The sequence below is a fragment of the Nonomuraea turkmeniaca genome, from assembly GCF_005889735.1.
Taxonomy (GTDB): domain Bacteria; phylum Actinomycetota; class Actinomycetes; order Streptosporangiales; family Streptosporangiaceae; genus Nonomuraea; species Nonomuraea turkmeniaca.
Window position 1 is genome coordinate 1 of sequence record NZ_VCKY01000051.1, and the last position, 25,382, is coordinate 25,382.

24 protein-coding genes are annotated in these 25,382 nt (G+C 70.7%); 13 read left to right on the forward strand and 11 right to left on the reverse strand.

The features are described from left to right. The 3 genes from ETD86_RS17165 to ETD86_RS17175 all read left to right on the forward strand — a co-directional run. A partial coding sequence (locus ETD86_RS17165; protein WP_138667164.1) for an MFS transporter occupies positions 1-708 on the forward strand: 708 nt, incomplete at its 5' end. Then, positions 705-3,044: a PEP/pyruvate-binding domain-containing protein gene (locus ETD86_RS17170; protein WP_342779277.1), complete on the forward strand. Its 2,340-nt coding sequence runs from the start codon at positions 705-707 to the stop codon at positions 3,042-3,044. The genes ETD86_RS17165 and ETD86_RS17170, both read left to right, overlap by 4 nt. A gap of 9 nt (positions 3,045-3,053) precedes the next feature. Further along, positions 3,054-3,644 carry a TetR/AcrR family transcriptional regulator gene (locus ETD86_RS17175; protein ID WP_138667165.1) on the forward strand — a complete coding sequence of 197 codons (591 nt, stop codon included), beginning with the start codon at positions 3,054-3,056 and terminating at the stop codon, positions 3,642-3,644. A 225-nt stretch (positions 3,645-3,869) separates the two neighbouring features. On the opposite strand, the gene ETD86_RS17180 is transcribed toward ETD86_RS17175, so the two are convergent. Together ETD86_RS17180 and ETD86_RS17185 are read right to left on the reverse strand one after the other, a co-directional pair. Further along, the gene (locus ETD86_RS17180; protein WP_138667166.1) at positions 3,870-4,193 is read right to left on the reverse strand and encodes a PadR family transcriptional regulator; all 324 of its coding nucleotides are present in this window, start codon (positions 4,191-4,193) and stop codon (positions 3,870-3,872) included. A 24-nt stretch (positions 4,194-4,217) separates the two neighbouring features. Continuing rightward, positions 4,218-4,916 carry a TetR/AcrR family transcriptional regulator gene (locus tag ETD86_RS17185; RefSeq protein WP_138667167.1) on the reverse strand — a complete coding sequence of 233 codons (699 nt, stop codon included), beginning with the start codon at positions 4,914-4,916 and terminating at the stop codon, positions 4,218-4,220. 118 nt (positions 4,917-5,034) lie between these two features. Here ETD86_RS17185 and ETD86_RS17190 point away from each other — a divergent pair, with 118 nt between their 5' ends. The 3 genes from ETD86_RS17190 to ETD86_RS17200 are packed head-to-tail and all read left to right on the forward strand — an operon-like array spanning position 5,035 to position 7,186. Further along, complete coding sequence (locus ETD86_RS17190; protein WP_138667168.1) at positions 5,035-5,388, forward strand: YrdB family protein; 354 nt, start codon at positions 5,035-5,037, stop codon at positions 5,386-5,388. A gap of 2 nt (positions 5,389-5,390) precedes the next feature. Continuing rightward, positions 5,391-6,302 (forward strand): NAD-dependent epimerase/dehydratase family protein, encoded by a 912-nt coding sequence (locus ETD86_RS17195; RefSeq protein WP_138667169.1) that lies wholly within the window; start codon positions 5,391-5,393, stop codon positions 6,300-6,302. Next, complete coding sequence (locus tag ETD86_RS17200; RefSeq protein ID WP_138667170.1) at positions 6,299-7,186, forward strand: Gfo/Idh/MocA family protein; 888 nt, start codon at positions 6,299-6,301, stop codon at positions 7,184-7,186. The genes ETD86_RS17195 and ETD86_RS17200 overlap by 4 nt, the downstream gene beginning before the upstream one ends. On the opposite strand, the gene ETD86_RS17205 is transcribed toward ETD86_RS17200, so the two are convergent. Together ETD86_RS17205 and ETD86_RS17210 are read right to left on the reverse strand one after the other, a co-directional pair. Beyond that, positions 7,170-7,997 carry a trypsin-like serine peptidase gene (locus ETD86_RS17205; protein ID WP_138667171.1) on the reverse strand — a complete coding sequence of 276 codons (828 nt, stop codon included), beginning with the start codon at positions 7,995-7,997 and terminating at the stop codon, positions 7,170-7,172. The genes ETD86_RS17200 and ETD86_RS17205 overlap by 17 nt on opposite strands. Before the next feature lie 55 nt (positions 7,998-8,052). Then, entirely contained in the window at positions 8,053-8,340 is a 288-nt protein-coding gene (locus ETD86_RS17210) for an acetamidase/formamidase family protein (protein ID WP_246147959.1), read from the reverse strand. 2 nt (positions 8,341-8,342) lie between these two features. Between ETD86_RS17210 and ETD86_RS17215 the strand changes: the two genes are divergently transcribed. After that, positions 8,343-8,654, forward strand: a complete 312-nt coding sequence (locus tag ETD86_RS17215) for a MarR family winged helix-turn-helix transcriptional regulator (RefSeq protein ID WP_246147960.1) — start codon at positions 8,343-8,345, stop codon at positions 8,652-8,654. A gap of 3 nt (positions 8,655-8,657) precedes the next feature. Here ETD86_RS17215 and ETD86_RS17220 read toward each other — a convergent pair whose 3' ends face one another. After that, a complete protein-coding gene (locus ETD86_RS17220) occupies positions 8,658-9,944 on the reverse strand; it encodes a Glu/Leu/Phe/Val family dehydrogenase (RefSeq protein ID WP_138667172.1) in 1,287 nt (428 codons plus the stop codon). A gap of 225 nt (positions 9,945-10,169) precedes the next feature. Between ETD86_RS17220 and ETD86_RS17225 the strand changes: the two genes are divergently transcribed. Both ETD86_RS17225 and ETD86_RS17230 read left to right on the forward strand, forming a co-directional pair. After that, the gene (locus ETD86_RS17225) at positions 10,170-11,726 is read left to right on the forward strand and encodes an alkaline phosphatase D family protein (RefSeq protein ID WP_211370105.1); all 1,557 of its coding nucleotides are present in this window, start codon (positions 10,170-10,172) and stop codon (positions 11,724-11,726) included. A 21-nt stretch (positions 11,727-11,747) separates the two neighbouring features. Next, positions 11,748-12,464: a class I SAM-dependent methyltransferase gene (locus tag ETD86_RS17230; protein WP_138667173.1), complete on the forward strand. Its 717-nt coding sequence runs from the start codon at positions 11,748-11,750 to the stop codon at positions 12,462-12,464. Between the two features lie 125 nt (positions 12,465-12,589). Here ETD86_RS17230 and rocD read toward each other — a convergent pair whose 3' ends face one another. The 3 genes from rocD to ETD86_RS17245 all read right to left on the reverse strand — a co-directional run bounded on the left by rocD (position 12,590) and on the right by ETD86_RS17245 (position 15,205). Beyond that, the gene (gene rocD / locus ETD86_RS17235; RefSeq protein WP_138667174.1) at positions 12,590-13,810 is read right to left on the reverse strand and encodes an ornithine--oxo-acid transaminase; all 1,221 of its coding nucleotides are present in this window, start codon (positions 13,808-13,810) and stop codon (positions 12,590-12,592) included. Position 13,811: 1 nt separating this feature from the next. After that, the gene (gene ddaH, locus ETD86_RS17240; protein WP_138667175.1) at positions 13,812-14,609 is read right to left on the reverse strand and encodes a dimethylargininase; all 798 of its coding nucleotides are present in this window, start codon (positions 14,607-14,609) and stop codon (positions 13,812-13,814) included. Between the two features lie 122 nt (positions 14,610-14,731). Then, entirely contained in the window at positions 14,732-15,205 is a 474-nt protein-coding gene (locus ETD86_RS17245) for an Lrp/AsnC family transcriptional regulator (protein WP_138667176.1), read from the reverse strand. 104 nt (positions 15,206-15,309) lie between these two features. Here ETD86_RS17245 and ETD86_RS59625 point away from each other — a divergent pair, with 104 nt between their 5' ends. The 3 genes from ETD86_RS59625 to ETD86_RS17260 all read left to right on the forward strand — a co-directional run bounded on the left by ETD86_RS59625 (position 15,310) and on the right by ETD86_RS17260 (position 20,637). Further along, positions 15,310-17,658: a GH1 family beta-glucosidase gene (locus tag ETD86_RS59625; protein ID WP_138667177.1), complete on the forward strand. Its 2,349-nt coding sequence runs from the start codon at positions 15,310-15,312 to the stop codon at positions 17,656-17,658. Between the two features lie 86 nt (positions 17,659-17,744). Next, positions 17,745-18,749 (forward strand): helix-turn-helix transcriptional regulator, encoded by a 1,005-nt coding sequence (locus tag ETD86_RS59130; protein ID WP_138667178.1) that lies wholly within the window; start codon positions 17,745-17,747, stop codon positions 18,747-18,749. Positions 18,750-18,861: 112 nt separating this feature from the next. Beyond that, the gene (locus tag ETD86_RS17260) at positions 18,862-20,637 is read left to right on the forward strand and encodes an alpha/beta hydrolase (RefSeq protein WP_170223124.1); all 1,776 of its coding nucleotides are present in this window, start codon (positions 18,862-18,864) and stop codon (positions 20,635-20,637) included. Positions 20,638-20,880: 243 nt separating this feature from the next. Here ETD86_RS17260 and ETD86_RS17270 read toward each other — a convergent pair whose 3' ends face one another. Further along, the gene (locus ETD86_RS17270) at positions 20,881-22,053 is read right to left on the reverse strand and encodes a hypothetical protein (RefSeq protein WP_138667180.1); all 1,173 of its coding nucleotides are present in this window, start codon (positions 22,051-22,053) and stop codon (positions 20,881-20,883) included. Positions 22,054-22,114: 61 nt separating this feature from the next. Between ETD86_RS17270 and ETD86_RS17275 the strand changes: the two genes are divergently transcribed. Beyond that, entirely contained in the window at positions 22,115-23,074 is a 960-nt protein-coding gene (locus ETD86_RS17275) for an isopenicillin N synthase family dioxygenase (protein ID WP_211370106.1), read from the forward strand. Here ETD86_RS17275 and ETD86_RS17280 read toward each other — a convergent pair. Next, on the reverse strand, positions 23,055-24,437 hold the full coding sequence (locus tag ETD86_RS17280) for a glycoside hydrolase family 16 protein (RefSeq protein WP_138667182.1): 1,383 nt from the start codon (positions 24,435-24,437) through the stop codon (positions 23,055-23,057). The genes ETD86_RS17275 and ETD86_RS17280 overlap by 20 nt on opposite strands. Positions 24,438-24,588: 151 nt before the next feature. Beyond that, positions 24,589-25,287 carry a vWA domain-containing protein gene (locus ETD86_RS17285; protein WP_138667183.1) on the reverse strand — a complete coding sequence of 233 codons (699 nt, stop codon included), beginning with the start codon at positions 25,285-25,287 and terminating at the stop codon, positions 24,589-24,591. Positions 25,288-25,382: the final 95 nt, after the last annotated feature.

The window sequence follows — 25,382 nt, forward strand, 5'->3', positions numbered from 1 at the left end:
TGGCTGGTCAGTGCCCGCTTCGCCAAGGATCCGATCCTGCCGCTGCGGCTCTTCCGCGATCGCGCCTTCGCCGTGCCGGTGGCGATCAGCCTGCTCATCGGGTTCGCGTTGTTCGGGACGATCACGTACATGCCGGCGTACCTGCAGATCGCGTTGGGGACCAGCGCGACGCAGGCAGGGCTGCTGGTGACGGCGCTCATGGGCGGCGTGCTCGTCACCACGGTCGTGTCCGGGCGGCTGATCACGCGGACCGGGGTGTACAAGCCGTACCCCGTCGCCGGCACGGCCGCGGCCGGGATCGGGCTGGCGCTCGTCGGCCTCGCGGGGCACTCGCCACTCGGGCTGGCCGGCGCGATGTTGCTGACCGGGTTCGGGGTGGGGCTGGTCATGCAGGTCATGGTGCTGGCCGCGCAGAACGCCGTCGAGCACGCCGACCTGGGCACCGCCACCTCGGCGGTGACGTTCCTGCGTCAGATCGGGGCGTCGGCCGGGGTCGCGCTGGTCGGCGCGTTGATCACATTGAGGTCCGGGATCTCGGCCGCGGCCACGCCGTCGGACCTGCCGGCCGGTGTCCGTGAGGCGTTCGCCGCGGCGGTGCCGCCGGTGTTCGCGGCCATGGCGCCGCTGCTCGCCGTGGCGTTCTTCCTCGCGCTGGCCCTGCCGGCGCGTCCCCTTCGTACCAGAGCCTACGTCGAGGAGTCATCGTGAAACTCGTCGCACCCCTGAGCACGTTCGGCCGGGGCGACCTGGCCATGGCCGGCGGCAAGGGCGCCAACCTGGGAGAGCTCGTCAGGAACGGCCTCCCCGTCCCCCGCGGCTTCGTCGTCACCACGCACGCCTACGACCAGGTCGCCCAGGGCCACACCGGGCGGGCGTACTTCGAGCAGGTCGAGCTGCCCGACGACCTGCGCCAGGCGGTTCTCGACGCCTACGCCGAGCTCGGTGCCGGGCCGGTGGCCGTGCGGTCCAGCGCCACCGCCGAGGATCTGCCGGGGGCCGCGTTCGCCGGCCAGCAGGACACCTACCTGAACGTCGTCGGCGCCGAAGCCCTGCTCGACGCGGTACGCCGCTGCTGGGGCTCGCTCTGGACCGACCGCGCCGTCGCCTACCGCGCCAGGCTGGGCATCGACGACGTGAGCATCGCGGTGGTCGTGCAGAGCATGGTCGAGGCCGACACGGCAGGCGTGATGTTCACCGCGAACCCGGTCAGCGGCGACCGCACCCAGCTCGTCATCGACGCCAGCAGCGGGCTCGGCGAGGCCGTCGTGTCCGGCCTGGTCACCCCCGACCACTACGTCGTCGATGCCGAGGGCGGGGTGGAGTTCACGGCCGGTCGCCGCGAGGTCGTCATCCGCGGCAAGGCGGGCGGCGGGGTCACCCGCGAGGCCGGCGTGACAGGGGAGCGGCTGCCCGACGCGGTGGTCGAGGAGCTGGCGGAGCTCGGCCGGCGGGTCGCCGGGCACTTCGGGCGGCCACAGGACATCGAGTGGGCCTGGGCAGGCGGCCGGGTGTACCTGCTGCAGGCCAGGCCCATGACCGCGCTGCCGCCGCCCCCGGTCGGCAGGCTCAACCCGATCCGGCGCCGCCTGGCCACCGTGCTGGTCGAATACGTGCCCGTGCGGCCGTACCCGATCGACATGTCCACCTGGCTCCCGTACGGCCCGGCCGGGCTGATGGGCAAGGTGACCGGTGCCTTCGGGCTGCACAGCGCGTTCGAGGGGTTCCTGCGCGAAGAGGACGGCGTGGTCTACGCGTTGGTGCCGCCGGAGCCGCGCCCCACGATCAGGGTGCTCGCCGCACCTTTCCGCGTCGCGGCCAAGGCCCGGCGGTACGACCCGGCGCGGTGGACCGAGGACCCGCGTTTCCTGGACTACCTCGCGGCGGTACGGCGACTGGCCGCACGCGACCTGGCCGCGATGCCGTGGGAGGAGCTCGTCCGTGTGCCCAGGCAGACGTTCGCGCTGGTGGCACCGGTGGCCGACCTGCGCGTCGACTACCTGCCGCGCACCGGGCTGGCCCTGCTGCGGCTGCTGGTGACGGTCAAGCTGTTGCGTCGCGGCGCGTTGTTCGGCGGGCTGCTGTTCGGCGCGGTCACGCGTACCAGCGAGGCCAACGAGGCGCTCGTGCGCCTGGCCGAGCTGGCCAGGCGCACCGGCGCGCTCGACGCGGACCCGCCGTCCGCCGAGTTCCAGGCCGCGTTCCAGGAGTTCATGACCGAGTACGGCCACCGCGAGACGGCCAGCCCGATCCTCGTCACCCCGCCCACCTGGGCCGACGACCCAGAGACCGTCCGCGGCCTGATCAGGATGCTGGCCGCCGAGCCGCATCAGCGGAAGGAGACCGACGACGCACTGGAACGCCTCCTCGACCATCCGCTCCTGCGTCACCCGCGCCGCCGCGCCAGGATGCGTCGCTGGGTGGCGGCCACGCGCGCCGGGATCGCCTTCCGCGAGGACAGCCACTTCTACTTCACGATGCCGCAGCCCATCCTGCGCAGATCACTGGTGGAGCTGGGGCGCCGGCTGTGCGACAAGGGTGTGCTCGACCAGCCCGAGGACGTCTTCCACCTGCGGCTGGAGGAGCTCGAGTCGTTCCAGGACACCGCGGCGGACCGGGCGCGGCTGCGGGAGGTCGCGCGGGCGCGCGCGGTCAAGCGCGAGGAACTGGCCGGCACGCGGCTCATCGACCCCGCCGCCGTCTTCCCTGCCGTACAGGGCGGTGACGCGCTGATCACCGGGTCGCCCGCCAGCGGCGGCATCACGACCGGACCGGTGAAGGTGATCAGGGAGCCGGCCGAGTTCGGCAAGCTGGAGTCGGGTGACGTGCTCGTCTGCCCGTACACCAACCCCTCGTGGACGCCGCTGTTCCAGCGGGCCGCGGCCGTGGTCGTGGACAGCGGCGGCGCCGCGTCGCATGCCGCGATCGTGGCCAGGGAGTACGGCATCCCGGCCGTCATGGGCACGGGCACGGGAACGTCCGTGCTGGAAGACGGCCGGCTCGTCACCGTCAACGGCGACGCCGGCACGGTCACCGAGGCTGCCTAGGATCGCCCTATGGTGACCGACCACCGCAAGCTGCCGCGCCGCCGGGGAGAGGCGCTCAACGCCGCCATCTACCAGGCGACGCTCGACGAGCTGGCCGAGAGCGGCTACGCCGGGCTGACCATGGAGCGGGTGGCCGAGCGGGCCAGGGCCAGCAAGGCCTCGCTCTACCGGCGCTGGCCGACCCGCATCGAGCTGGTGATGGAGGCCGTCCGCAACACCCTGCCCACCCCCGAGAGCACGCCCGACACCGGCACCCTGCGCGGCGACCTCGTGGCCATGCTGGGCAATGCCGCCCAGGCCCTGTCGGGACCCGCGGGAGAGGCGATGCGCGGGCTGCTGGGGGAGGCGCTGAGCAGCGGATCGCCGCTGAGGTCCATGCGCAAGACGTCTCAGGGCATGGGCAGGAGGACGATGGAGGAGGTCGTGCGCCGTGCCGTGGAGCGCGGCGAGGTCGACCCGGACGCGGTCACCCCGCGCCGCCTGGACGCGGGGTACGCGCTCCTCCGTCACCATTTCCTCTTCAACGGCACACCCATCCCCGGCGAGCTCGTCGTCCAGATCGTCGACGAGGTCCTCGTCCCATTGCTCACGCGGCGCTGAGCAGCCCATGGCGCCGCGGCTGCGCCGGAGCGCCCGGCGCGCGACCAGCGTCGACATTCCGATGCTGAGCAGCGCGCTGACCGCCACCGCCGCCACGAACATCCCCGACGCCTGCGGCAGGCCGACCACGACCAGGGCTGCGACGAAGACCCAGCCCAGCCCGTTGCAGATGGCCGCGACCGTGAGGGTGCCCGCGCTGGCGCGCACCCGGCCCGCCATCGTGCATCATGCCGGCCCCCAAACCACGCGGCTGGTCCCCGCCTGCTCGATCCGCCGGAGCGTCGCCAGCTGCTCGTGCAGCGCGGCACGGCCGCTCTCGGTGATCTGGTACGGCTTACGCCGCTCGGACGACTCCACCGCCTCGATCCAGCCGCGCTTCTCCAGCCGCATCAGCGCGCCGTAGAGCGTGCCCGGCTCCAGCGCCGTGCCAGAGAACTCCTCGATGTCATTGATCATCCGATAGCCGTGCTTCTGCCCCTCGGCCAGGCTGATGAGGACGAGGAGTGCCACGTCCGTGAAGCGGCCGAGCTCTTGTGTTCTCCGTCCCATATATTCAGTAAAACTTAATAAGTCTCACTGAGTAAGGCCCAAGGTGGCGGCCGCCAGCCGCATCGCGTGCTCGAACGCCGTGCGCCTGTCTTCAATGGTGTTGTTGAACTGGCCGAACACCTCGAAGTTGACCCATCCGTACAGCGCCGTCCATGCCGCGATGGACAACCAGATCACGGAGTCCGGCGCTCCGGGGATGAGCTCGCGGATGCCGGACGCGTCGGCTGCGAGCTCGGACGGTGGCGCGGGCGCGACCCCGGGCGGGCGGACGGCCTCGGCCTCCCAGGCGTCGGCGACGACGCGTCCCAGGACGGCCACGTCCCGCACCCGGGCGACGATCGTGTCCTGCGGCGCCTGGTAGCCGGGCACGGGGGAGCCGTAGATCAGCGCGTACTCGTGGGGATGCTCGATCGCCCACTCGCGTACCGCGTGGCACGCCGCCAGCCACCGGCCCAGGAAATCCTCCCGAGGATGCCCGGCCTCGGCCTGCTCCACGGCCTCCCCCAAGGAGTTGTAGCTGTCGATGATCAACGTGGTGAGCAGGTCATCCCTGCTCGGGAAGTAGCGGTAGATGGCCGAGGAGACCATGCCCATCTCCCGCGCCACGGCCCGCAGCGACAGGCCGCCCGCGCCTTCGGTGGCGAGGTGGCGGCGTGCGATGTCGGTGATCTCCCTGGTGAGCTCCGCTCTGACCCGTTCTCTGGCGGTACGGCTTGCTGTCATGTCCAGGAGGTTATCAGAGCGGTGAGAAAAAACGAGAGCACTGCTCTTGACGAACGCTGCTCTATTGAGAGAGCATTGCTCTCATAAGCGAAGGGCACCACCCCGACGGAGGTCGCAGATGCTCCAGCTCGCCAAGCACGCCAACGCGGCGCTCATGTTCTTCCTGGAGCTCGGTGTGCTGGCCTCCGTGGGCTACTGGGGGTTCACGCTCAGCCCCAACTGGGGGATCAAGCTCCTGGCCGGGCTCGGCGGGCCCGCGCTGTTCATCGCCGCGTGGGCGTTGTTCGGTGCGGGCGGCGGCGCGAACGCCACCTTCCCGCTCACCGGCCTGGCCCGCGCCGTTCTGGAGATCCTCTGGTTCGGCGGCGGCGCCCTGGCGCTCTACGCCTCCGGTCTGGCCGCCTCCTCTGCCGTCTTCTTCGCGCTCTTCGTCATCAACGCGGTACTCCGCATCATCTGGAAGCAGGTCTGATCATGGGTAAGCACGTCGTCGTGGGCTCCGGCCAGGTAGGCACGCATGTGGCCGCCAAGCTCCTCGCCCAGGGACACGAGGTCACCGTCGTGACCCGCTCGGGCGGCGGGCCCGAAGGCGCGGTCAGGGTGGCCGCGGACGTGGCCGACAAGGACAAGATGATCGAGGTCACCCGCGGGGCCGCCGTCCTCTACAACTGCGTCAACCCGAAGTACCACCGCTGGCTCACCGACTGGCCGCCGATGGCCGAGTCCTTCCTGGCCGCCGCAGAGGCCACCGGCGCCGTGTACGTGATGCTCGGCAACCTCTACCCCTACGGCCCTGTCTCGGTCCCGATGACCGAGGACCTGCCGCTCGCCTCGACCAGCCCCAAATCCCGGGTGCGGGCGAAGATGTGGGCCGACGCGCTGGCCGCCCACCAGGCCGGCCGGATCAGGGTGACCGAGGTGCGCGGCTCGGACTACTTCGGCCCCGGTGCCACCGACCAGTCCTACCTGGGCGACCGGTTCCTCGTCCCGCTCAAGGCGGGCAAGACCGTCCAGCTCGTCTGGCCTGCCGACGTGCCGCACAGCTTCACGTACCTGCCCGACGTGGCCGACGCCCTCATCGTGGCCGGCCGGGACGAGCGGGCCTGGGGCCGCCCCTGGCACGTGCCGACCGCCGAGCCGGTCACCTTCCGCCAGCTGGGGGAGCGGGCGGCGGCGCTGCTCGGCCGCCCCGCGCCCCGGATGGCCCAGCTGCCCTGGCCCGTGGTGCGGGCGGCCGGCCTGTTCTCGCCGATGCTCGGCGAGCTCAGGCACATCCGGTACCAGTTCACCGCGCCCTTCGTGCTCGACTCGTCGGCCTTCCAGCGCACGTTCGGTGTGGCGCCTACCCCCATTGACCAGGCGCTCAAGGCTAGTCTCGACGGGTGAAGATAGCCATGATCGGCCTGGGTGACATCGCGGAGAAGGCGTACCTGCCCGTGCTGGCCGCCCAGCCCGCACTCGACCTCCACCTCTGCACCCGCAACAGCGCCCGGCTCGACCGGCTCGGCGACGCCTACCGCGTCGCCCGCCGGTCGACGAGCGTGGACGAGGTGATCAAGGCGGGGGTCGACGCGGCGTTCGTGCACGCCGCCACCGGCGCGCACCCGGAGATCGTCGAGTCGCTGCTCAACGCCGGGATCCACGTCTACGTCGACAAGCCGATCGCGTACGCGCTGGGGGAGTGCGAGCATCTCGTACGGCTGGCGAAGGCCGAGGGCAGGTCGCTGATGACCGGCTTCAACCGCCGCTACGCGCCCGGATATGTCGGACTCGCCGCCCACCCCCGACACCTCATCCTTATGGAGAAGAACCGCGACAATCATCCCGACGAGCCCCGCCGGGTGATATTTGATGACTTCATCCATGTGGTGGACACCCTTCGCTTTCTCGCCCCCGGCGCGATCACCGGCACCACGATCCGCACCCGCGTCGTGAACGGCCTGATCGAGCACATGGTCCTGGAGCTGTCGGGCGACGGCTTCACCGCCATCGGCGTCATGAACCGGATGAGCGGCGCCGCCGAGGAGACCTGCGAGGCCATGGGCGACGGCGCCAAACGCCGGGTGGTCAACCTCGGCGACGTCATCGACTACCGCGACGGCGAGCGGCTCGCCCGGCGGCCCGACTGGGTGCCCGTGGCCAGGCAGCGCGGCATCGAGCAGATCTGCCTGGAGTTCCTCGCCGCCGTCCGCGAGGGCCGCAGGATCGACGCCGACGACGCCCTGCGCACGCACGCGCTCTGCGAGGAGATCGTCAGCCAGGCGGCTTGACCCGCATCGCCCGGTCGGCCCTGGCGAGCATGCGCTCGAAGGGCCGGCCGCCCAGCCTGGCCAGCACGGTGTAACCCTTCTCGTCACTCAACGGGCTGGACGACGACACGACGCCCGCGATCGAGCCGCCGTACAACGCGGGGCCGCCGCTGCCGCCGGCGGCGGCGTGGCAGTTGCGCGTGACCAGCAGCCCCGGGCCCTCGGAGACGCCCTCGACCGCGTCGCCCAGGCACCGGTGCAGCCGCAACGCCGGATACCCCTTGCCCGCCGGGTAGCCGAGCAATTCGAGCCCGCGCAGCTCGGTGCCCCTGGCGGTCGGCAGCGGCCGCAGCCCGCGCCCGGTCACGTCCTCCAGCGGGCGTCGTTGCCGCAGCACCCCGACCAGGCCGACGTCGTACGGCAACAGGTCGGCCGAGTACGGCCGGTTCCGCCACCTGGACGGCACCCACGTGCGCGCGACCGGCCACACCCCCAGCGGCGGCCGCCCCCGGTCGTACCCCGGCAGGAAGGCGAGGTGCTCCAGCACCCGCCCCTGGTTGTAGAGGCAGTGCGCCGCCGTCAGCACCAGGCTGCGGCTACGCGAGCCGATCACCGTGCCCCCGCACATGACGTCCCGCCGGGTGACGGGATCTCGGCCGACCAGCACCCCGGTGAGCCGCCGCGCCCCCGTGAAGGGGCGCGGGACGGGGGCGTAACCCAGGCGGTCCCCGTTCGGGGTCAGCACTCGGGGAACGGGGATGTTACGTTGCGACACCTCGGCGACGACGGCGGTTGGATCGAGCAGGACCAGGGACAGCACCAACCTGAGCACCCTCCACAGTTAGCAGAAGATGATCAGCCGCCTGACCTGCGACATCCATGTTTACCTAACTTGTGTATTGGGAACCGAGGGTCCGTAGCCGGGCATGCGCGCCCTCGTAGACGTCCGCCGCGCCGAGGTAGGCCTTGGGCATCTTGGCGACCATCGTGTAGTTGGTGTCGCACACGTTGCCCACCGGCGCCTGCCCGGCCTGGCTGACCAGCTGGTACGCGTCGAGCGTGTCCAGCCCGGTCAACTCCGACGCCCAGGTGACCAGGTCGTGCTGGCTGATCCGGTACGCGTCTTCCAGCGGCCGGGCCGACCCCGTCGACATCAGGTGCAGGTCGTCCTCCAACCGTGGCCACGTGCGGGCACTCCATGGGCGAGCTGGCCGAGGCCGTGCTGATGCCGCACCCGACGCTGACCAAGGCCGTCGACCGGCTCATCGATCGGGCGCTGGTCTATCGCGGGCCGTCGCAGGGTGATCGGCGGCGGGTGGCGGTGTTCGTGTCCGACCGCGGGGCCGAGTTGCTCGCGCGGGTGGACGGCGCGGTGGCCGAACACCACCGGCTCATCGCGGTGGCGTTCGGCCAGGAGCGCACCGAGCGGCTCATGCGTGATCTCGAGAGCCTGATGGCGGCGCTCGACCACGCCGAGCTCAGGACATGATCATCACGGGTAGAGGCCGCGCATCTGGTGGGCCTCGGCGACGCGGCCCACGCCGATGACGTGCGCCGCCTGCCTCAGCGTCAGCCCGCGTGCCGCGGCCATGGACTTGACCTCGGAGAACGCGCTCTCCACGAGATCGCGCAGCTTGAGCTCGACCTCCCCGGAGCTCCAGGAGTAGGCCTGCATGTTCTGCACACACTCCAGGTACGACACGATCACCCCGCCGGCGTTGGCGAGGATGTCGGGCACGACCGTGGCGCCGTTCGCGGTCAGGATCTCGTCGGCCTCCGGCGTGGTGGGGCCGTTGGCGCCCTCCACGATCAGGCGGGCGCGGACGCGCGGCGCGTTCGCCCCGGTGATCGCGCCTTCGAGCGCCGCCGGGATCAGGACGTCCACGTCCAGCTCCAGCAGGTCGTCGAGGGGCAGCGCGTCGGCATGGCGGTAGCCGGACACGCCGCCGGTCTCGGACACCCACGTACGCAGGGCGGCGATGTCGAGGCCGCCGGAGCTCGCACTGGCGTACACGGCACCCGTGATGTCGGAGACCGCGACCACCTTGCAGCCGGCGTCGGCGAGGTACTGCGCGGTCAGCGCGCCCACCTTGCCGAAGCCCTGCACGGCCACGGTCATGCCCTCGGGCGAGCGGCCGAGTGCGGCGAGCGTGGCGATCTGCACGCCGCGTGAGGTCGCCCCGGAGCGCCCGAGCGAGCCGCCCAGCGTCATCGGCTTGCCGGTGACCACACCGGGCACCGAGTAGCCCGCGCTGACGCTGTAGGTGTCCATGATCCACGCCATGGTCTGCTCGTCGGTGCCGACGTCCGGCGCGGGGATGTCCTTCTCCGGGCCGATCAGCGGCAGGATCTCGTTGACGTAGCGGCGGGTCAGGCGTTCGAGCTCGCGGGTGGTGAGTACGGTCGGGTCCACGGACACGCCGCCTTTGGCGCCGCCGTACGGGATGCCGACCAGTGCGCACTTCCACGTCATCCACATCGCGAGCGCGGTGATCTCGTGGATGTCCGTGCCGGGATGAAACCGGATGCCGCCCTTGGCGGGGCCGCGTGAGACGTTGTGCTGGACGCGGAAGCCCTGGACGACGTCGAGGCGTCCGTCCTCACGCCGCACCGGGACCGAGACGGTCAGCGAGCGGCGGGGCGTGGCCAGCACCGTCCGGAGCCCGTTGTCGAGCCCGAGGTGCTCGGCCGCCTGGTCGAGCTGGTGGAGTGCGGAGTCGAGGGCCTGTCGGCCCGGGCTGATCAGGGCCGGCGTCTTTGACGGCACCATGATGCTCATGGAAGAGATTCCTCCTGGTATATACGCCCTATTTGCGGGGAAAGCGCCATTGCCTTCCACTTGTGGGCGATGTTGTCGCGATCATCCTAGAGCGGGGCGTTTGACCTTGCCTAGCTGTCGGTAAAATCCAAGCCGCTGATCGGGATGTTGCGGACCGTGCCACTCTGGCAGGCTAGGCCGCGAGAGTGTGCCGGATTCATCGAAGGCTGCGAAATCGGAGGTGGGATGCCCGCACTCGTGGTGGGGCCGATGCTGCGACACGTCGATGACAACAGCGCCTCGATCTGGGTGGAGTCCGCCGAGCCCTGCACGGTCACCATCGAGGCGGGAGGCAGGGCTTACCGGTCGCCTACCTTCACCGTGCACGGACACCACTACGCGATCGTGGATCTCGTCGAGCTCACCCAGGATATCGCCTCGTATTCGGTACGGCTCGGCGGGGAGCACGTATGGCCTCTGGCGGGTCGCCCGCCCAGCAGGATCCGGCTCCTGCCGCCGGAGGGAGCGCGCCGGCTGGCGTTCGGATCGTGCCGGACCAGCGTGCCGCACGACGCCTCGCACGTACGCACCCACGGCGAGGACGTCCTGCGTTCCTACGGCCGCCACCTCGCGGAGTCCGGCGACGAGGAGTGGCCCGACCTGCTGCTGCTCCTCGGCGATCAGGTCTACGCCGACAGCCCTTCGCCCGAGATGCGCGCCTACATCCGCGCGCGCCGGACCGGCGAGCCGCAGGACGAGATCGCCGACTTCGAGGAGTACGCCGAGCTCTACCGCCAGGCGTGGACCGACCCCGAGATCCGCTGGGTGCTGTCCACCGTCCCGACCGCGATGATCTTCGACGACCACGACCTGCGTGACGACTGGAACACCTCGCATACCTGGCGCGAGGAGATGGCCGGGACGAGCTGGTGGCGCCACCGGGTGGTCGCCGGGCTCGGCGCGTACTGGGTCTACCAGCATCTCGGGAACCTCTCGCCGGCCGAGCGCGCGGCCGACCCGCTCCTGCGCACGCTGCTGGACCTGGGGGAGCGCGACGGCGCGGACGCGCTCGACGCCTTCGCCGAGAAGGCCGACGCCGAGCCGTCGAGCAGCCGCTGGAGCTATGCCCGCGACCTCGGGCCCGCCCGCCTCATCATGGTCGACACCCGCTGCGCCAGGCAGCTCACGCCCGGCGCGCGCCGCATGCTCGATCCGGCGGAGTGGGCCTGGCTCGAGGAGCAGGTCGCCCGCCCGGCCGAGCGCCTGATCATCGGCTCGTCGATCCCGTTCCTGCTGCCCGAGGGGGTGCACGGCGTGCAGAACTGGAACGAGGCCCTGTGCGACGGCAAATGGGGCCCGGTGGTGGGGCGCTGGTCGGAGAAGCTCAGGCAGGCCATCGACCTGGAGCATTGGGCGGCGTTCCAGCGCTCGTTCCACGACCTGGCGCGGTTGTTCGTCGGGCTCGGCAAGCCGGTGGTGATCCTCTCCGGCGACGTGCACTTCTCCTACCTCGCCAAGGCCCGCCTCGGCCCGGTCTACCAGGTGGTCTGCTCGCCGATCCGCAACCCGCTCAGCCCTCTGCTGCGCTGGGCCAACGTGGTCGCCCAGTTCTCCGTCGCCACCCTGGTGGGCGGCCTGCTGGCGCGCCTGGCGCGCGTCCCGCGGTCACCGTTCCGGTGGCGGATCACCAAGGGGCCGTGGTTCCAGAACGCCGTCGCCACCCTCACCCTCCCCGACCAGGTGACCTGGTACGACTCCAAAGGTGAGACCTTAAGGCGGATCGATTCTGTACGACTTGACTGAAAATGGTTATCGTCACACCTCATGGATGACGACCACTACTCCCTTGCCGTGCCGTTCTACGACCTGTGGCACGAGGACGGGCACGTCCCGCTGATCCGCGAGCTGCTGCCGCCGCTGCTGAAGGGCGTACGGCGGAGCGTCATGGAGATCGGCGCGGGCACCGGCCTGATCACCCGGGTGATCCTCCAGGAGACGCCCGCGGAGGTCTACGCCGTCGAGCCGTCGTCCGGCATGCGCTCCGTCCTGGTCAACCGGCTGGCCGAGGACCGCGAGGCGCTGAGCCGGGTGACCGTGCTGCCGTGCGGGGGGCTGGAGGCGGAGGCCGACGAGCCTGTCGAGGCCGTCGTGATGATCTCGGTGCTGCAGAGTTTCGACGCCGCGCAGCGGGCCGACCTATGGCGGGTGCTGCGCAGGCAGCTCGAACCGGGCGGCTTGTTGTTGTTCAACTGGCGCGAGCGCGCCACACCTGAGCCGGGCGAGCCGGAGATCGTGGGCTCCTACCGGGTCGGCCGGCACACCTACGAGATCGCGGGTCAGGTGCTCGCGGTCGCCGGCGAGAGCGTCAAGGCCCGCTACGTCTACCGCGTCAAGCAGCGCGGCGTGGTGATCAGCGAGGACGAGGTGCTGTCCGAGAGCCACTGGCCGGCGCGGGAGCGCCTGGTGGCCGAGCTGGAGGGGGCCGGATTCGCCCGGGACGGGGCTCCCGACGGCATGGAAGCCTGGCGGCTCCCGAAATAGTAGCTACGGAGCGGGTGCCCGGGCGCCGTAACGGCGCCCGGCCCCGTGAACCGCAGGACCGTCTCCCTGGACCGGGCCCAGCCACGTACGGTGGTCGGGCCCGCCCGGCGCAGCCGTAAAAGAGCTTAAGGGTGTTGATTCTTGAGGTCGTAGAGGGCGTCGGCGAGTTGATCGATCGCCCAGAGAAGATCCTCTTCGGAGATGACGATCGGCGGGGCGAGACGGATCGTGGACCCATGGGTGTCCTTGGCGAGCACGCCTCGCTTCATCAGCGCCTTGGAAACCTCACGACCGGTGGCGAGATCAGGACAAATATCCACTCCGGCCCAAAGCCCCCGTCCACGAACCTCGACGACACCCTTGCCGATCAGCTCGCGCAGACGGGCGTGCATCACCTCGCCGAGCTTGGCGGCCCTGGCCTGGAACTCGCCGGTGTTGAGGATCTCGATGACCGCGTTGCCGACCGCGCACGCCAGCGGGTTGCCGCCGAACGTGGACCCGTGCTGCCCAGGGTGGATGACGCCGAGCACGTCCCGGTTGGCCGCGATGGCCGACACCGGGACGACGCCGCCGCCGAGCGCCTTACCGAGGACGTAAATGTCGGGCACGACCCCTTCGTGGTCGCACGCGAACGTCTGCCCGGTCCGCCCCAGCCCCGACTGGATCTCGTCGGCGATCATCAGGATGCCCGCGGCCGTGCACAACTCACGGATGTCGGTCAGGTACCCGTCCGGCGGCACCAGCACCCCGGCCTCACCCTGGATCGGCTCGACCAGCACGCCGACGGTGTTGGCGTCGACGGCGTCCCTGATCGCGTCGATGGACCCGTACCGCACGATCCGGAACCCCGGCGTGTACGGCCCGAAGTCGTCGTGCGCGTCAGGGTCGGTCGAGAAGCTGATGATCGTGGTGGTGCGGCCGTGGAAGTTGTTCTCCATCACGATGATGTTGGCGAGGTCCGGCTCGACGCCCTTGACCTCGTACCCCCACTTGCGCGCCACCTTGATGGCGGTCTCGACGGCCTCGGCGCCGGTGTTCATGGGCAGGATCATGTCCTTGCCGGTGAGGTCGCCGAGCCCGGCGGAGAACCGGGCGAACTGGTCGTGATAGAAGGCGCGGCTGGTCAGCGTCAGCCGCTGCAGCTGCTCCTGGGCGGCCTCAAGGATCTTCGGGTTGCCGTGGCCGAAGTTGAGCGACGAGTAGCCGGACAGGCAGTCCAGGTACCGCTTGCCGTCCACGTCGCTCACCCACGCCCCGTCGGCCTCGTGGATCACGACGGGCAGCGGATGGTAGTTGTGCGCGCTGCGGCGCTCGCTGAGCTCGATCAGCTCTGCGCTGCTGGTCATGTCAGTTCTCCCCCCTGATCTCCAGTGTGCAGCACTTCGGGCCCCCGCCCGCTTTGCGCAGCTCCGAGAGATCGACCGGAATGACCTCGTACCCACGGCGCTTGAGCTCCAACTGCAGGCCGGAGGCCTCGGCGTTGATGACCACGTTCGTGCCGTCGCTGACCGCGTTCAGTCCGAGCACCTCGGCGTCGTCGGCGGTGGCGAGCACCGCGTCGGGGAACATCCGGCGCAGCACCTCCCGGCTGCCCGCGGAGAAGGCCTCCGGGTAGTAGGCCACGTTGTGCCCGTCGAGCGGGAACAGCGCCGTGTCGAGGTGGTAGAAGCGGGGGTCGACCAGGGTCAGCGAGACGACCGGACGGCCCAGGTACTCCTGCGCCTCCTGGTGGGCGATCACCTCGGTGCGGAAGCCGGTGCCGGCCAGGATGACGTCGTCGAGCGTGAGGAAGTCACCCTCACCTTCGTTGACGTGCTGCGGCGCCTGCACCGGGTAGCCGCGCTCGGCGAACCACCGCAGGTAGGCCGGCCCCTCGGGGCCGCGCTGCGGGTAGGCGAACCGGGCGCCGTAGACGCGTCCGCCCACGACCAGCGCGCCGTTGGCGGCGAACACCATGTCCGGCAGCCCGTCGATCGGGTCGATCAGGCTGACCTGGTGGCCGAGCTCCTCGTAGGCGGCCTTCAGCCCCTCCCACTGCCGGACCGCGATGTCGCGGTCAGCGCCGGTCTCGGGATGCATCCACGGGTTGATCGCGTACTCGACCGTGAAGTAGTCCGGACGGCACATGAGGAAGTGTCTGGGCATGCAGGTCTCCGTCGAGGTTATGGCGGGATGTCCCTGATCGGGGGGACGGAGACAGCCTAAGAATGTCTGTTTACGCAGGCCAAGTCGTTGCATTGCGAGTTGGCGCGGGTCTGTTGCGTCTCTCAGCCGCTGGTGTGCGATCCGTTGCGTACGACCCCAGGAGGGGCTTCCACGAGCCGCGACAGCACGATGGAGCTCTTGGTCCTGACCACGAACGACTGCGCCGCGATGCGCTCGATCACCCGCTCCACGTGCCGCACGTCCGTCGCCCTGATGTGCAGTAATGCGTCCGCCTCGCCGGTGATCGTGGCCGCCCCCACCACCTCGGGGAACCTGGCCACGGCCAGCGCGATGTCCGACGGCTTGGTCTTGCCTTGGCAGAACAGCTCCACGTACGCCTCGGTCGTCCAGCCGAGCGCCTGCGGCGACACGACGGCGCTGAACCCGGTGATCGCCCCGCTGTCGAGCAGCCGGTCCACCCGCCGCTTGACCGCCGACGCGCTCAGCCCCACCTGGTGGCCGATCTCCGCGTAAGTCGCGCGGGCGTCGTCGACGAGCGCCGCGATGATGTCACGATCGAGCCGGTCCAGTTCCACGCGCTCTGTATACAGCCTGGCCAGGCTGGCGCGCGACGAGCGGCGCGCGGGAGACTGGACGCTCTGCCGTTTCACCGGAGGTTTCCGCCAGAATGAGCCCAGAGATGAACATTGCCAGCTTCCCCGAGGGATTCATCTGGGGCGTGTCGACATCGGCCTTTCAGATCGAGGGCGCCACCTCCGCCGACGGCCGCGGCCCGTCCATTTGGGACACGTTCTCCGCCGACCGCGCCGATGCCTGCGACCATTACCACCGCCATCGCGAAGACGTGCGGTTGATGAAAGACCTCGGAATGGCCGCCTATCGGTTCTCCGTGAGCTGGCCCCGGGTGTTTCCCGACGCTTCTGGGAAACTGAACGCGGCTGGGCTCGACTTTTACGACAGGCTGCTCGACGAGCTGCTGGGCGCGGGTATCACGCCGTACGCGACGCTTTACCATTGGGATCTGCCGCAGGCATTGGAGGACGCCGGCGGCTGGCCGGTCCGGGACACCGCCCGCCATTTCGCCGATTACGCGGCCGCCGTCTTCGACCGGCTGGGGGATCGGGTCGACACGTGGTTCACGTTCAACGAGCCGTGGGTCTCGGCCTTTCTCGGCTACGGTTCCGGCATTCACGCGCCGGGCCGGAAATCGGCCGCCGACGCCTTTCGCGCCGCCCATCATCTCCTGCTCGCGCACGGGCTCGGCGCCCAGGCGTTGCGGGCGGCCGGGGCGGCGAAGGTGGGCACCGTGCTCAACATCTCGCCCGTCCTGACGCCCGGCCAGGTGAGCGACGCCGCGCGGCCGCTGTCGGCCGAGGACGCCGAGGCCGTGGCCAGGATCGACGCGCTGGGCAACCGGCAGTTCCTGGAGCCGATGTTGCGTGGCGCGTACCCCGCCGAGGTGCTGCCGATCATCGAGCGCACCGCCGGGCTCGGCCACGTGCGCGACGGCGACCTGGAGCTCATCGCCCAGCCGATCGACCTGCTCGGCGTCAACTACTACACCCCGCTCGTCGTGCAGGCCCAGCCCAGCGAGCCCGCCGACCCCGCCTACCCGGGGAGCGAGGGCGTGCTGTTCTGCACGGTCCCCACCGCGGTCACGGCCATGGGCTGGCCCATCGTGCCCGGCTGCCTGTCCCAGGTGCTGCGCCGCCTGGCCGCGGAGTTCCCCGAGACCGAGCTGATGATCACTGAGAACGGCGCCGACTTCGTCGACGTGGTCACCGGCGACGGCATCCATGACGTGGAGCGCATCAGCTTCATCGAGGAGCATCTGCGTGCCGTGCGCGTGGCGGTCCAGGAGGGTGCGAAGGTCCGCGGATTTCTCGTCTGGACGCTGGTCGACAACCTCGAATGGTCCGACGGCTACCAACGCAAGTTCGGGCTCGTCCACGTCGACTTCGCCACCCAGCGGCGGCGGCTCAAGGACAGCGCGCTGTGGTACCGCGACGTCATCAAGCGGAACGGCCTGGTCGAGACCCGCCCCAAGCGGCCCACTCTCGAGACCGTGGCCGCCCGCTCCGGCGTCTCCCGCGCCACGGTCTCGCGGGTGGTCAACGGCGAGGCGTCGGTCAGCGCTGAGGTCCGCGAGGCGGTGCTGCGGGCGGTCAGGGAGCTCGGGTACGTGCCGAACGCGGCCGCCCGCAGCCTCGTCACCCGCAGGACCAACTCGATCGCACTCGTCCTGTCCGTCCCCCGGCAGAGCGGCGACCCGCTGACGTCCGCCGTCGTCCAGTATGTGACCAGCCTGCTCGAGGGCGCCGGCAAGCAGATCACGCTCATGCTCGCGGACACGGCCGAGAGCCACCGGCGCATCGTCCAGCACGTGGAGGCGGGCCTGGTGGACGGGGTGGTCCTGCTGCCACCGGACCGGGGCGACACACTGGCCGAGCGGCTCTCGCGTACCGGCGTGCCGATCGTGTTGCTCGGCAAGCCGGTGATCGCGTCGATGATGCCGTACGTGGACGTGGACAACGCCGGCGGCGCGAAGGCCGCGACCGAGCACCTGCTGGCCGCCGGCCGCCGGCGCATCGGCATGGTCTGCGGCCCGATGGACCTGGTCGCCGTCCAGGACCGGCTGGACGGCCACCGGATCGCGATGCGGCAGGCCGGCCGGCAACCGCTGCTGGCGCCCGCCGACCTCACCCGCTCGTCCGGCGCGGCGGCGACCCGGCAGCTCCTGACCGACCAGCCCGCCCTGGACGCCGTCTTCGCCGCCAGTGACCAGCTGGCCATCGGGGCGTTGCAGGCGGCCCGGGAGGCCGGGCGGCGGGTGCCGGAGGACCTGGCGATCGTGGGCTTCGACGACATCGACGCCGCCTCGGCCACCACGCCCGGGCTCACGACCGTCCGCGTCCCGGTCGCCGAGCAGGCGCTGGCGCTCGCCCGGCTGATGTTGTCCCGGCTGGACGGCCGGCACACCGAGTCCGTCGTCCTGCCCACCCGCCTCGTCGTCCGCGACTCCACCTGATGACACCTTGCCGCGGTCGTCGCTGAAACATCAGGCGAGCCGTGGTGAAACATCGGCTTAGCGCCACGTCGATACCGTCGGTTCCCATGGAGCCTGATGCGTTGAGCCTCGCCATGGGAGCGCTCCCGCCCTCGCCGGAGGCGGAAGCCCTCTACCGGGAGTTGCTGAAGGCGGCGCCGGTGCCGGAGCACGAGTTCCTGGCCGGCGCCGCCGCCCCCGCCGCCGCCCGCCGCCGGCTGGCTGGGTTCCTCGCCGCCGGCCTGATCCGCCGCGACGCGGACGGCCTGCTGCAGGTGTGCCCGCCGCGGACCGCGCTGGAGGCGTGGGCGGCGCAACGTGAGCTGGAAGCCGCACGGGCCCGGGCGAGCGCACATGCGCTGTCCGAGCTGTACAGCGCCGCGCACGGCACGGGCGGGGCGTTCGTCGAAGTGGCCCAGGGCAAGTTCGCGGCCCGGGAGTTGTTCCGTGTGCTGCAGGCGGCCGCCAGGACCGAGGTGCGCGGGCTCGAACGCGGGCCGTACCTGCCCGACGCCCCGCCGGCGCCGGAGGAGGTGCAGCTCGACGGCATGCGCCGCGGTCTGCGCTACCGCGCCGTGTACGACGGCAGCGTGCTGCACGACGAAGCCCTGCTCGCCGCCGTGCGTGAGGCCGTGGCCGGCGGTGAGCAGGCTCGTGTCTTCGCCGACGTGCCGATGAAGCTGCTGCTGTCCGATGCGGACCGGGCATTGATCATGCTGCCCCACCCGGGCGGCGGAGACGCCGACGCGCTGCTGGTCTACCCGTCGAAGCTGCTGGAGGTGCTGTCGGAGCTGTTCGAAGTGTTCTGGCGGCTGGGGGCGCCGATCCAGGCGGCGGCCGGCGGCCCCGCCGCGGTGTCCCCGGACGCCGACCGGCTCGACCCCGGACCCGACCCGGACACCCAGCGGCTCTTGGTGCTCCTCACCGCCGGGCTGACCGACGAGGCCATCGCCCGTGACCTCGGCGTCAGCGAGCGTACGGTGCACCGCCGGGTCAGCAGGCTGCAGGAGTTGCTCGGCGCCCGGACCAGGTTCCAGCTGGGCGTGCAGGCCAGCCGCCGGGGCTGGTTGTGAGCGGATTGACAGAAACCGGTCATGTCTGGTCTTCGCCGCCGACAACCGATGTGCGCGGCGGGCCGGCCCGGTCATGGTGGTGGCGACCCCGTTCCACCCGAGAGGACAACACATGCCTCGCTTAGCGTCCGTACCGCGCCACGTACCTCGTCGGCGCCGGCTGGCTGTCATCGGGATGTCGCTGATCGCGGCAGTCCTCATGGCGATGCTCCCCACCCCACCCGCCTTCGCCGGCGAGGCCGCCGAGCCGGACACCACCGCGCTCGCCGGCCCGCTCGCGCGGCAGCAGATCACCTGGGAGCCGTGCGGGCTCGGCAGCGTGACCGCCGAGCAGGAGGCGGCGCTGCGGCTCGCCTGCGCGACCGTGACCGTGCCGCGGGACTGGCACGACCCGAAGGACGGCCACACGCTCCAGGTCCGGATCTCCCGTACGGTGGCCACCGGCGCCGACCGCAAGGGCATCCTCCTGGTCAACCCCGGCGGGCCCGGCGGCAGCGGGCTGTCCCTCGCGCCCTACGTGGCACTGGCCGGCCCGGCCGTGGGCGAGCACTATGACGTCATCGGCTTCGATCCACGCGGCGTCGGCCAGAGCACCCCGCTGTGGTGCTCGGTCACCTTCGACAGCGAGATCCACAACACCAACGACAAGATCACGCAGGCGAAGGTCGCCGGCTGCCGGTCCACCGAGCTGACTAAGTACATCACCACCGAGCAGACCACGTACGACATGGACTTCATCCGCGGCCTGCTCGGCGAGCCGACCATGAACTACCTCGGCTACTCGTACGGCACCTGGCTCGGCACGTGGTACGCCGCCACCTTCCCCGGCAAGGTCAACCGGATGGTGCTCGACTCGGTCGCCGCGGTCGACTCGCCCACCCTGCAGCAGACCTGGGACCTGCAGCCGCTCACCCGCGACCGGGCGTTCCAGGAGCAGCTCATGCCGTACGTCGCCCGTCACGACGACGTGTACGGCCGCGGCACCGACCCGATGGCGATCCGGCAGCTGTGGGAGCGGGCCGGCGGCACCCGGCTCGGCATGGGGCCGTTCATGTTCGGCTGGTACATCCTGGGCGCGCTCTACGACACCGAGAACTACGGAGTCGCCGCCGCGGCCGTGGACTACGTCATCGACTACTACGAGCAGTGGAACGGCTGGACGCCCGAGCAGCTCCTGGCAGACGCCACCGCCAAACTGCTGGCCAGGCCTGAACTGACCGCCGGCCAGCGGGCGTACGTGGAGGAGGCGGCCGCCAAGGCCCGAGCCGCGCTCAAGGCCGGTGCGAAGCCTGCCGAGTCCGCCTCCGAATACACCTACGACGTCGACTACGTCTTCGAGGCGATCCGCTGCCAGGACGGCCAGTGGAACCAGAACGTCGGCTACTGGCGTGCCTTCAGCGACCGGCTCACCCGTGACGCGCCGCTGGTGGCGCCGTACATGCAGGACCCGCCGGCGTGCGCTTACTGGCCGACGACCAACGCCATGCCCGCCGTCGACCAGAAGACGTTCCCCAAGGTACTGATGCTGCAGAGCGAGCTCGACGTGGCCACCGCGTACGAAGGTGCCCTCTCCGCCGCCCGGCACCTGCCCGGGGCGCGTATGATCAGCGTCGACAACGAGGGCAGCCACGGCGTCTTCCCCTACTACACCACCTGCGTCGACGACCGCGTCCACGCGTACCTGCTGGACGGCGTGCTGCCCGGCGACAAGTTCACCGCCTGCCAGGCGGTGCCGCTGCCCGGCGAGACGACCGTCCACGAGGTGGGCGGCAGTCTGCAGCCGAAGGGCGCCGTGCGGACCCAGCTGATCAGCGACGACATGCGGGCGGCCAACAAGATGCTCAAGCGCATGCTGCGTACCGAGCCAGGCCCGTCGTACCCCGAGTAGCCATCGCCCAGGGCCTGGCACCCGGTGGTGCCAGGCCCTGCCCGAGGGCCTGACCGGTCACCGGCCGTCCTGGACGACGTCACGGTGGCGTACCCCGACTTCGCGGGCGGTAACGCCGAGACCATCGCGCGCCTGCGGAAGAACGGCCGGATCAGCCTGATGCGGCGCGCCTCTCTCCGGGTGTGTCGGGCAAATTGGTGTGCCTTTCAAACCCGAGGTCGGCTCCCGATTACGGGGTTCCTGTCAGGAGCGGGTGCGGCGGCGGAGCACGATGCGTTCGGCCCAGCTGGCCGCCTCCGGGTCCTTGAGCCCCTCCACCACCCCGCCCAGGTAGGCGGTGGCCAGGCTGTCGAAGCCGCTGTCCAGCTGACGCAGCCGGCTGGCCTTGCGGCGGTCCGCCGCCTGCAGATATTGGGCGATGCTCTCCGCGTACCCGGCGTCGTGCTGGTAGGCGCGCTGGGCGGTGGCGCTGGCGGCGGACTCGGCGTCGCGTTTGGCCCGCAGCTCCCGCAGCCGCCGGTCGTTCGGGTTGTGCATCCGACGCCCCAGGTCGGCGGCGATGAGCGCGGTGGCGATCAGCAGAGCCAGCAGCAGGATCATCGTCGGCAGCTGGCCGACGCCCTCCGACGTGGGGCCGATCTCCTGCCCGTCCACGATCAGCGGCTTGACCAGGGCGTCCCGGCGCAGCACGGCCACGGCGACGATGAGGCCGAGCCAGACGAGCGCCACGCCGATCAGCAGCCAGCGGCCCTTGGCCGAGCTGCCGTGCTCCTGCCAGGACCGGAATGTCCTGCCGTACATATGAGGTGCGACCAGCATGATGAGCGCCGCGCCCGCAGCCAGCAGCGCGGTCATCGCGATGCTGTCGCCCCAGCTCAGGATGACCTGGTAGAGGATCGGGACCTCGACGATCAGCAGGAGCAGCAGCAGGAGCGCGGCGGGCAGCCAGCGGCGGATCAGCGGCCAGTGGCTGCCGGAGATCGCGATCGAGCTGGGCCGGCCGTCGCCGGGCCGCCTGCTCGGCTGCTCCAGCTCCGTGACCCGGTGCTGGCTGTCCTCCAGGGCCTTGCGCGCCTCCCCGAAGGTGCGCTGCGACTCCGCCAGCCTGATCTTCTGGGACTCGAACTCGGCCCGCGCCCGCTGGATCTCCTGCTCGGTACGCTCATCGAGCTCGGCCAGCTCCGCCAGCCGCTCGTCCTCCAACTCGTGGAAGCGCGGCACGCTGCCGGTCTGCAGCGTGAGCGTGTCGATCTGGCCCTCGGCGGCATGCGTACGGCCCAGCTCGCGCTCCTCGCGGCGGCGCTGCGGCCAGTCGGGCAGGCGGTAGAGGTCGCCGTCGTACGCCACGGCAGGCGTGATGCGGGTGACCTGGCCAGACTCGAACGACTCGTCCTGCTTGCGGCGTAAGAAGCGCATCGGGCCTCCAAGAGGGTCCTGCCTTCGATGCTAAGCGCCCGCTTTGTAGAACAATGGCGTGGTGAGCGAATTGCCGGTCATCGATGTCGCGCCCCTCCTCACCGACGCCCCGGACCCCGGCAAGCGTGCCGTCGCGGACGCCATCGGCGCCGCCTGCCGGGACGGCGGCTTCTTCTACGTCACCGGCCACGGCGTGCCGCCGGAGCTCCTCGCCCGGCTCGACGCGGCGAGCAGGCGGTTCTTCGCCCTGCCCGACGAGGTGAAGGCCGAGATCTCCATGGACAGGGGCGGCAAGGCCTGGCGCGGGTTCTTCCCGGTCGGCGGGGAGCTCACCTCGGGGCGGCCCGACCTCAAGGAGGGCATCTACTTCGGCGCTGAGGACCCGCCGGGCCCGCTCCCGCTGCACGGCCCCAACCTGTTCCCCGCCCAGGTCCCCGAGCTGCGCGAGACCGTGCTCGAATACCTGGAACGGCTGACCGCGCTCGCCCAGTCGGTCATGTCGGGCATCGCCCTGAGCCTCGGCCTGGACGAGGACTACTTCCGGACCGGCTACACCGCCGACCCGACCATCCTCTTCCGGATCTTCCACTACCCGCCCGCCCCGCCGGACGACCCCGACACCTGGGGAGTGGGCGAGCACACCGACTACGGCCTGCTCACCCTCCTCCTCCAGGACGCGAACGGCGGCCTGCAGGTCCGCACCCCGGGCGGCTGGATCGAGGCGCCGCCGCTGGCGGAGACGTTCGTCTGCAACATCGGCGACATGCTCGACAAGCTCACCGGCGGCCAGTACCGCTCGACCCCGCACCGGGTACGCAACCGCAGCGGCAACGAGCGCCTCAGCTTCCCGTTCTTCTTCGACCCCGGCTGGGACAGCGAGGTGCCGCCCCTGCCGTACGCGCCCGGCCACCGCTGGGACGGCCAGCTGGACTTCACGGGCACGTACGGCGAATACCTGCTGTCGAAGGTCTCCAAGGTGTTCCCGAGCCTCTTCGAGAACGTCAAGAGGTCGAGAACGTGAACCAGTTGACGTTCACGAAGTCGGCCGGCTGACCGCTGCTGAACGTCAAGTAGACGGTGTGCGTTCCCGTGACGCCCGAGATGTTGGCGGGCACCGTGCGCCAGCTCTGCCACCCGCCCGTGTTGGCGAGGGCGAAGTCCCCGATGGGCGCGGCCGTGGGGCTGTCCAGCCGCACCTGCACCAGCCCGCTCACGCCGGCCGCCGCCCCTGAGGCGACCCTGGCCCTGAACTGCCTGGCCGCCTCCGTGCCGAAGTTCACCCCGTCGAAGCGCAGCCAGTCGCCGTTGGAGATGGCGCCGACGTTCTGCCCGCCGCCCGTGTCGGTGGTCGTCTCGACGATGGTGCCCGACTGGGCCTGGTAGCGCTCGGCCTGGATGGTGGAGCGGGCGTCCACGCCGCCCGGCGGGTTGGTGGGCGTGGTGGTGGTGCCGCTCTGCCACACCGCCACGTAGTCCACCACCATGGGGCGTCCGGGCACGGTGTCCGGCGTCGGCGTCTGACCGCCGAGCGCGTTCGGGAACGCCCCGCCCATCGCCACGTTCAGCAGCAGGAAGTAGCCGGCGTGGCCGGTCATGTTGCTCCACGTCGTGCTGTCGAACTGGGACTGGCTGACGCTGTGGAACTGCTGGCCGTCCACGTACCATCGCAGCTGGTTCGGGCTCACGCTGCGGTCCCACTCGAAGCGGTAGGTGTGGAAGGCCGACTGGCAGGTGGAGCCGGGGCAGGCGCGGCTGGCGCCGAGCCCGGTCGTCTCGTTGCACGGCCCGCCCGGGTTGACGCCGCAGTGGAGCACACCCCAGACGGAGTTGATGCCGTTGACGTTCTCCATGATGTCGTACTCGCCGATGCCCGGCCAGTTCCAGTAGTTCCCCCGGTACGGCGACCCGAGCGCCCAGAACGCCGGCCAGTAGCCGAGTGCGGCGTTGCCGGTCACGTTCGGCATCTGGATCCGGCCCTCGATACGCAGGATGCGCCCGTCGGCGGGTTTGAAGTCGGCGCGCCTGGTCTCGATGCGGGCCGATGTCCACTCGCCCGAGCCGCTGCGCAGGGGTGTGATGCGCAGGTTGCCCGCGCCGTCGAGGCTGAGGTTGGAGGTGCTGGAGGTGTAGTTCTGGATCTCGCCGGTGCCCCAGTTGGCCGGGCCGCCGGGGTACGAGTGCCCCGTGTCGATGATCCAGTTGGTGGACGAGGGGAGAGTGCCGGCGTTGCCGTTGAAGTCGTCGGACCAGACCAGCGACCAGCCTGACGGGGTGGGCGGGACGGCGGCCGAGGCGCTGACGGCCACCTGGACGAGCAGTCCGGTGAGCGCCGCCAACGCCACGGCCACGGCCGCCAGGCGCCGCCGCCTGCTTGTTGTTGTCATCGTTTCGCTCCTGGGGGGTGCGGGAGACGCATGTGAGAGCGCTCTCTCAAGGATGTGAACACAGGGTTTACTCCCTGTCAACATTCCGAACCATGCACGGGGCGGGCCGGTGAGGCGGCCTGCCGAATGCTTAGAGAGCGCTCTCCATGCTCTAGAGCAGATCGACCGTCGTCGCGCCCGCGGACTCGAAGGCCTCCCGCCAGAAGCCCTCGAGCAGCGGGAACCTGTCGGGGCTCGACGTCTTCTTCCGCAGGAAGCCGTGGACGGCCACCGAATACCCGGTCAGGTCGGGGAGCAGCCGTGTGTCCCGCAACTCCTTGATCTTCTGCTGGCGCGCGCCTTCGCTCAGGTCCAGCTTGTTGATGTCCAGGTCCCCCCGGTTGTTGATCAGGTCGCTGAACACGATGATCTGGTGCGTCTTCTCCGGCTGCCGCTGCGCACTGAGCTGCTTGACCACGTACCGCAGCGCGCCCAGCACGTCCGACCCCTCGCCCTCCGTCGGGCAGTCGAACAGCTGGACCGCCCGGGGCAGGACCTCCTTGATGCGGTGCGCCCTGACGCGCTCCTCGACGACCGGGTTCTCGTTGGGGTTCTCCGCCCGGGTGGCGGCGATGGCCACCGGGTCCTGGCGGCACGTGCTGCTCTCCGAGCTGCCCGTGACGGCCGCGAACGCGATCCAGTCGCAGTTCTGGGCGAACGGGGGCAGTTTGGATGTGACGTCGCTCCTGGAGGTGGCGGGCTCGGCGTAGCTGGTCGAATCGACGATCACACCGCAGACGCCACGCGCCTCGGTGCCGCATCCCGCCACCCCGGTGACGGCCAGCAGCATCCCGCTCAAGCCCGCGACCATCCGGCGCACGGTCCCGCGCCGCGTCCGCGCGCGTAAGAGCGCGCCCCGCCGCCCATGAACGTTCCCCTCGCCACCGCCGTCCTTCGCCATCATGC

Excerpts from the sequence above, each read along its gene's own strand:
- ETD86_RS59625 (WP_138667177.1), top strand. The coding sequence starts at position 15,310 with ATGAACATTGCCAGCTTCCCCGAGGGATTCATCTGGGGCGTGTCGACA.
- ETD86_RS17190 (WP_138667168.1), top strand. The coding sequence starts at position 5,035 with ATGCTCCAGCTCGCCAAGCACGCCAACGCGGCGCTCATGTTCTTCCTG.
- ETD86_RS17260 (WP_170223124.1), top strand. The coding sequence starts at position 18,862 with ATGCCTCGCTTAGCGTCCGTACCGCGCCACGTACCTCGTCGGCGCCGG.
- ETD86_RS17195 (WP_138667169.1), top strand. The coding sequence starts at position 5,391 with ATGGGTAAGCACGTCGTCGTGGGCTCCGGCCAGGTAGGCACGCATGTG.
- ETD86_RS17230 (WP_138667173.1), top strand. The coding sequence starts at position 11,748 with ATGGATGACGACCACTACTCCCTTGCCGTGCCGTTCTACGACCTGTGG.
- rocD (WP_138667174.1), bottom strand. The coding sequence starts at position 13,810 with ATGACCAGCAGCGCAGAGCTGATCGAGCTCAGCGAGCGCCGCAGCGCG.
- ETD86_RS17220 (WP_138667172.1), bottom strand. The coding sequence starts at position 9,944 with ATGAGCATCATGGTGCCGTCAAAGACGCCGGCCCTGATCAGCCCGGGC.
- ETD86_RS17225 (WP_211370105.1), top strand. The coding sequence starts at position 10,170 with ATGCCCGCACTCGTGGTGGGGCCGATGCTGCGACACGTCGATGACAAC.
- ETD86_RS17280 (WP_138667182.1), bottom strand. The coding sequence starts at position 24,437 with ATGACAACAACAAGCAGGCGGCGGCGCCTGGCGGCCGTGGCCGTGGCG.
- ETD86_RS17175 (WP_138667165.1), top strand. The coding sequence starts at position 3,054 with ATGGTGACCGACCACCGCAAGCTGCCGCGCCGCCGGGGAGAGGCGCTC.
- ETD86_RS17285 (WP_138667183.1), bottom strand. The coding sequence starts at position 25,287 with ATGGTCGCGGGCTTGAGCGGGATGCTGCTGGCCGTCACCGGGGTGGCG.
- ETD86_RS17180 (WP_138667166.1), bottom strand. The coding sequence starts at position 4,193 with ATGGGACGGAGAACACAAGAGCTCGGCCGCTTCACGGACGTGGCACTC.
- ddaH (WP_138667175.1), bottom strand. The coding sequence starts at position 14,609 with ATGCCCAGACACTTCCTCATGTGCCGTCCGGACTACTTCACGGTCGAG.
- ETD86_RS59130 (WP_138667178.1), top strand. The coding sequence starts at position 17,745 with ATGGAGCCTGATGCGTTGAGCCTCGCCATGGGAGCGCTCCCGCCCTCG.
- ETD86_RS17185 (WP_138667167.1), bottom strand. The coding sequence starts at position 4,916 with ATGACAGCAAGCCGTACCGCCAGAGAACGGGTCAGAGCGGAGCTCACC.
- ETD86_RS17270 (WP_138667180.1), bottom strand. The coding sequence starts at position 22,053 with ATGCGCTTCTTACGCCGCAAGCAGGACGAGTCGTTCGAGTCTGGCCAG.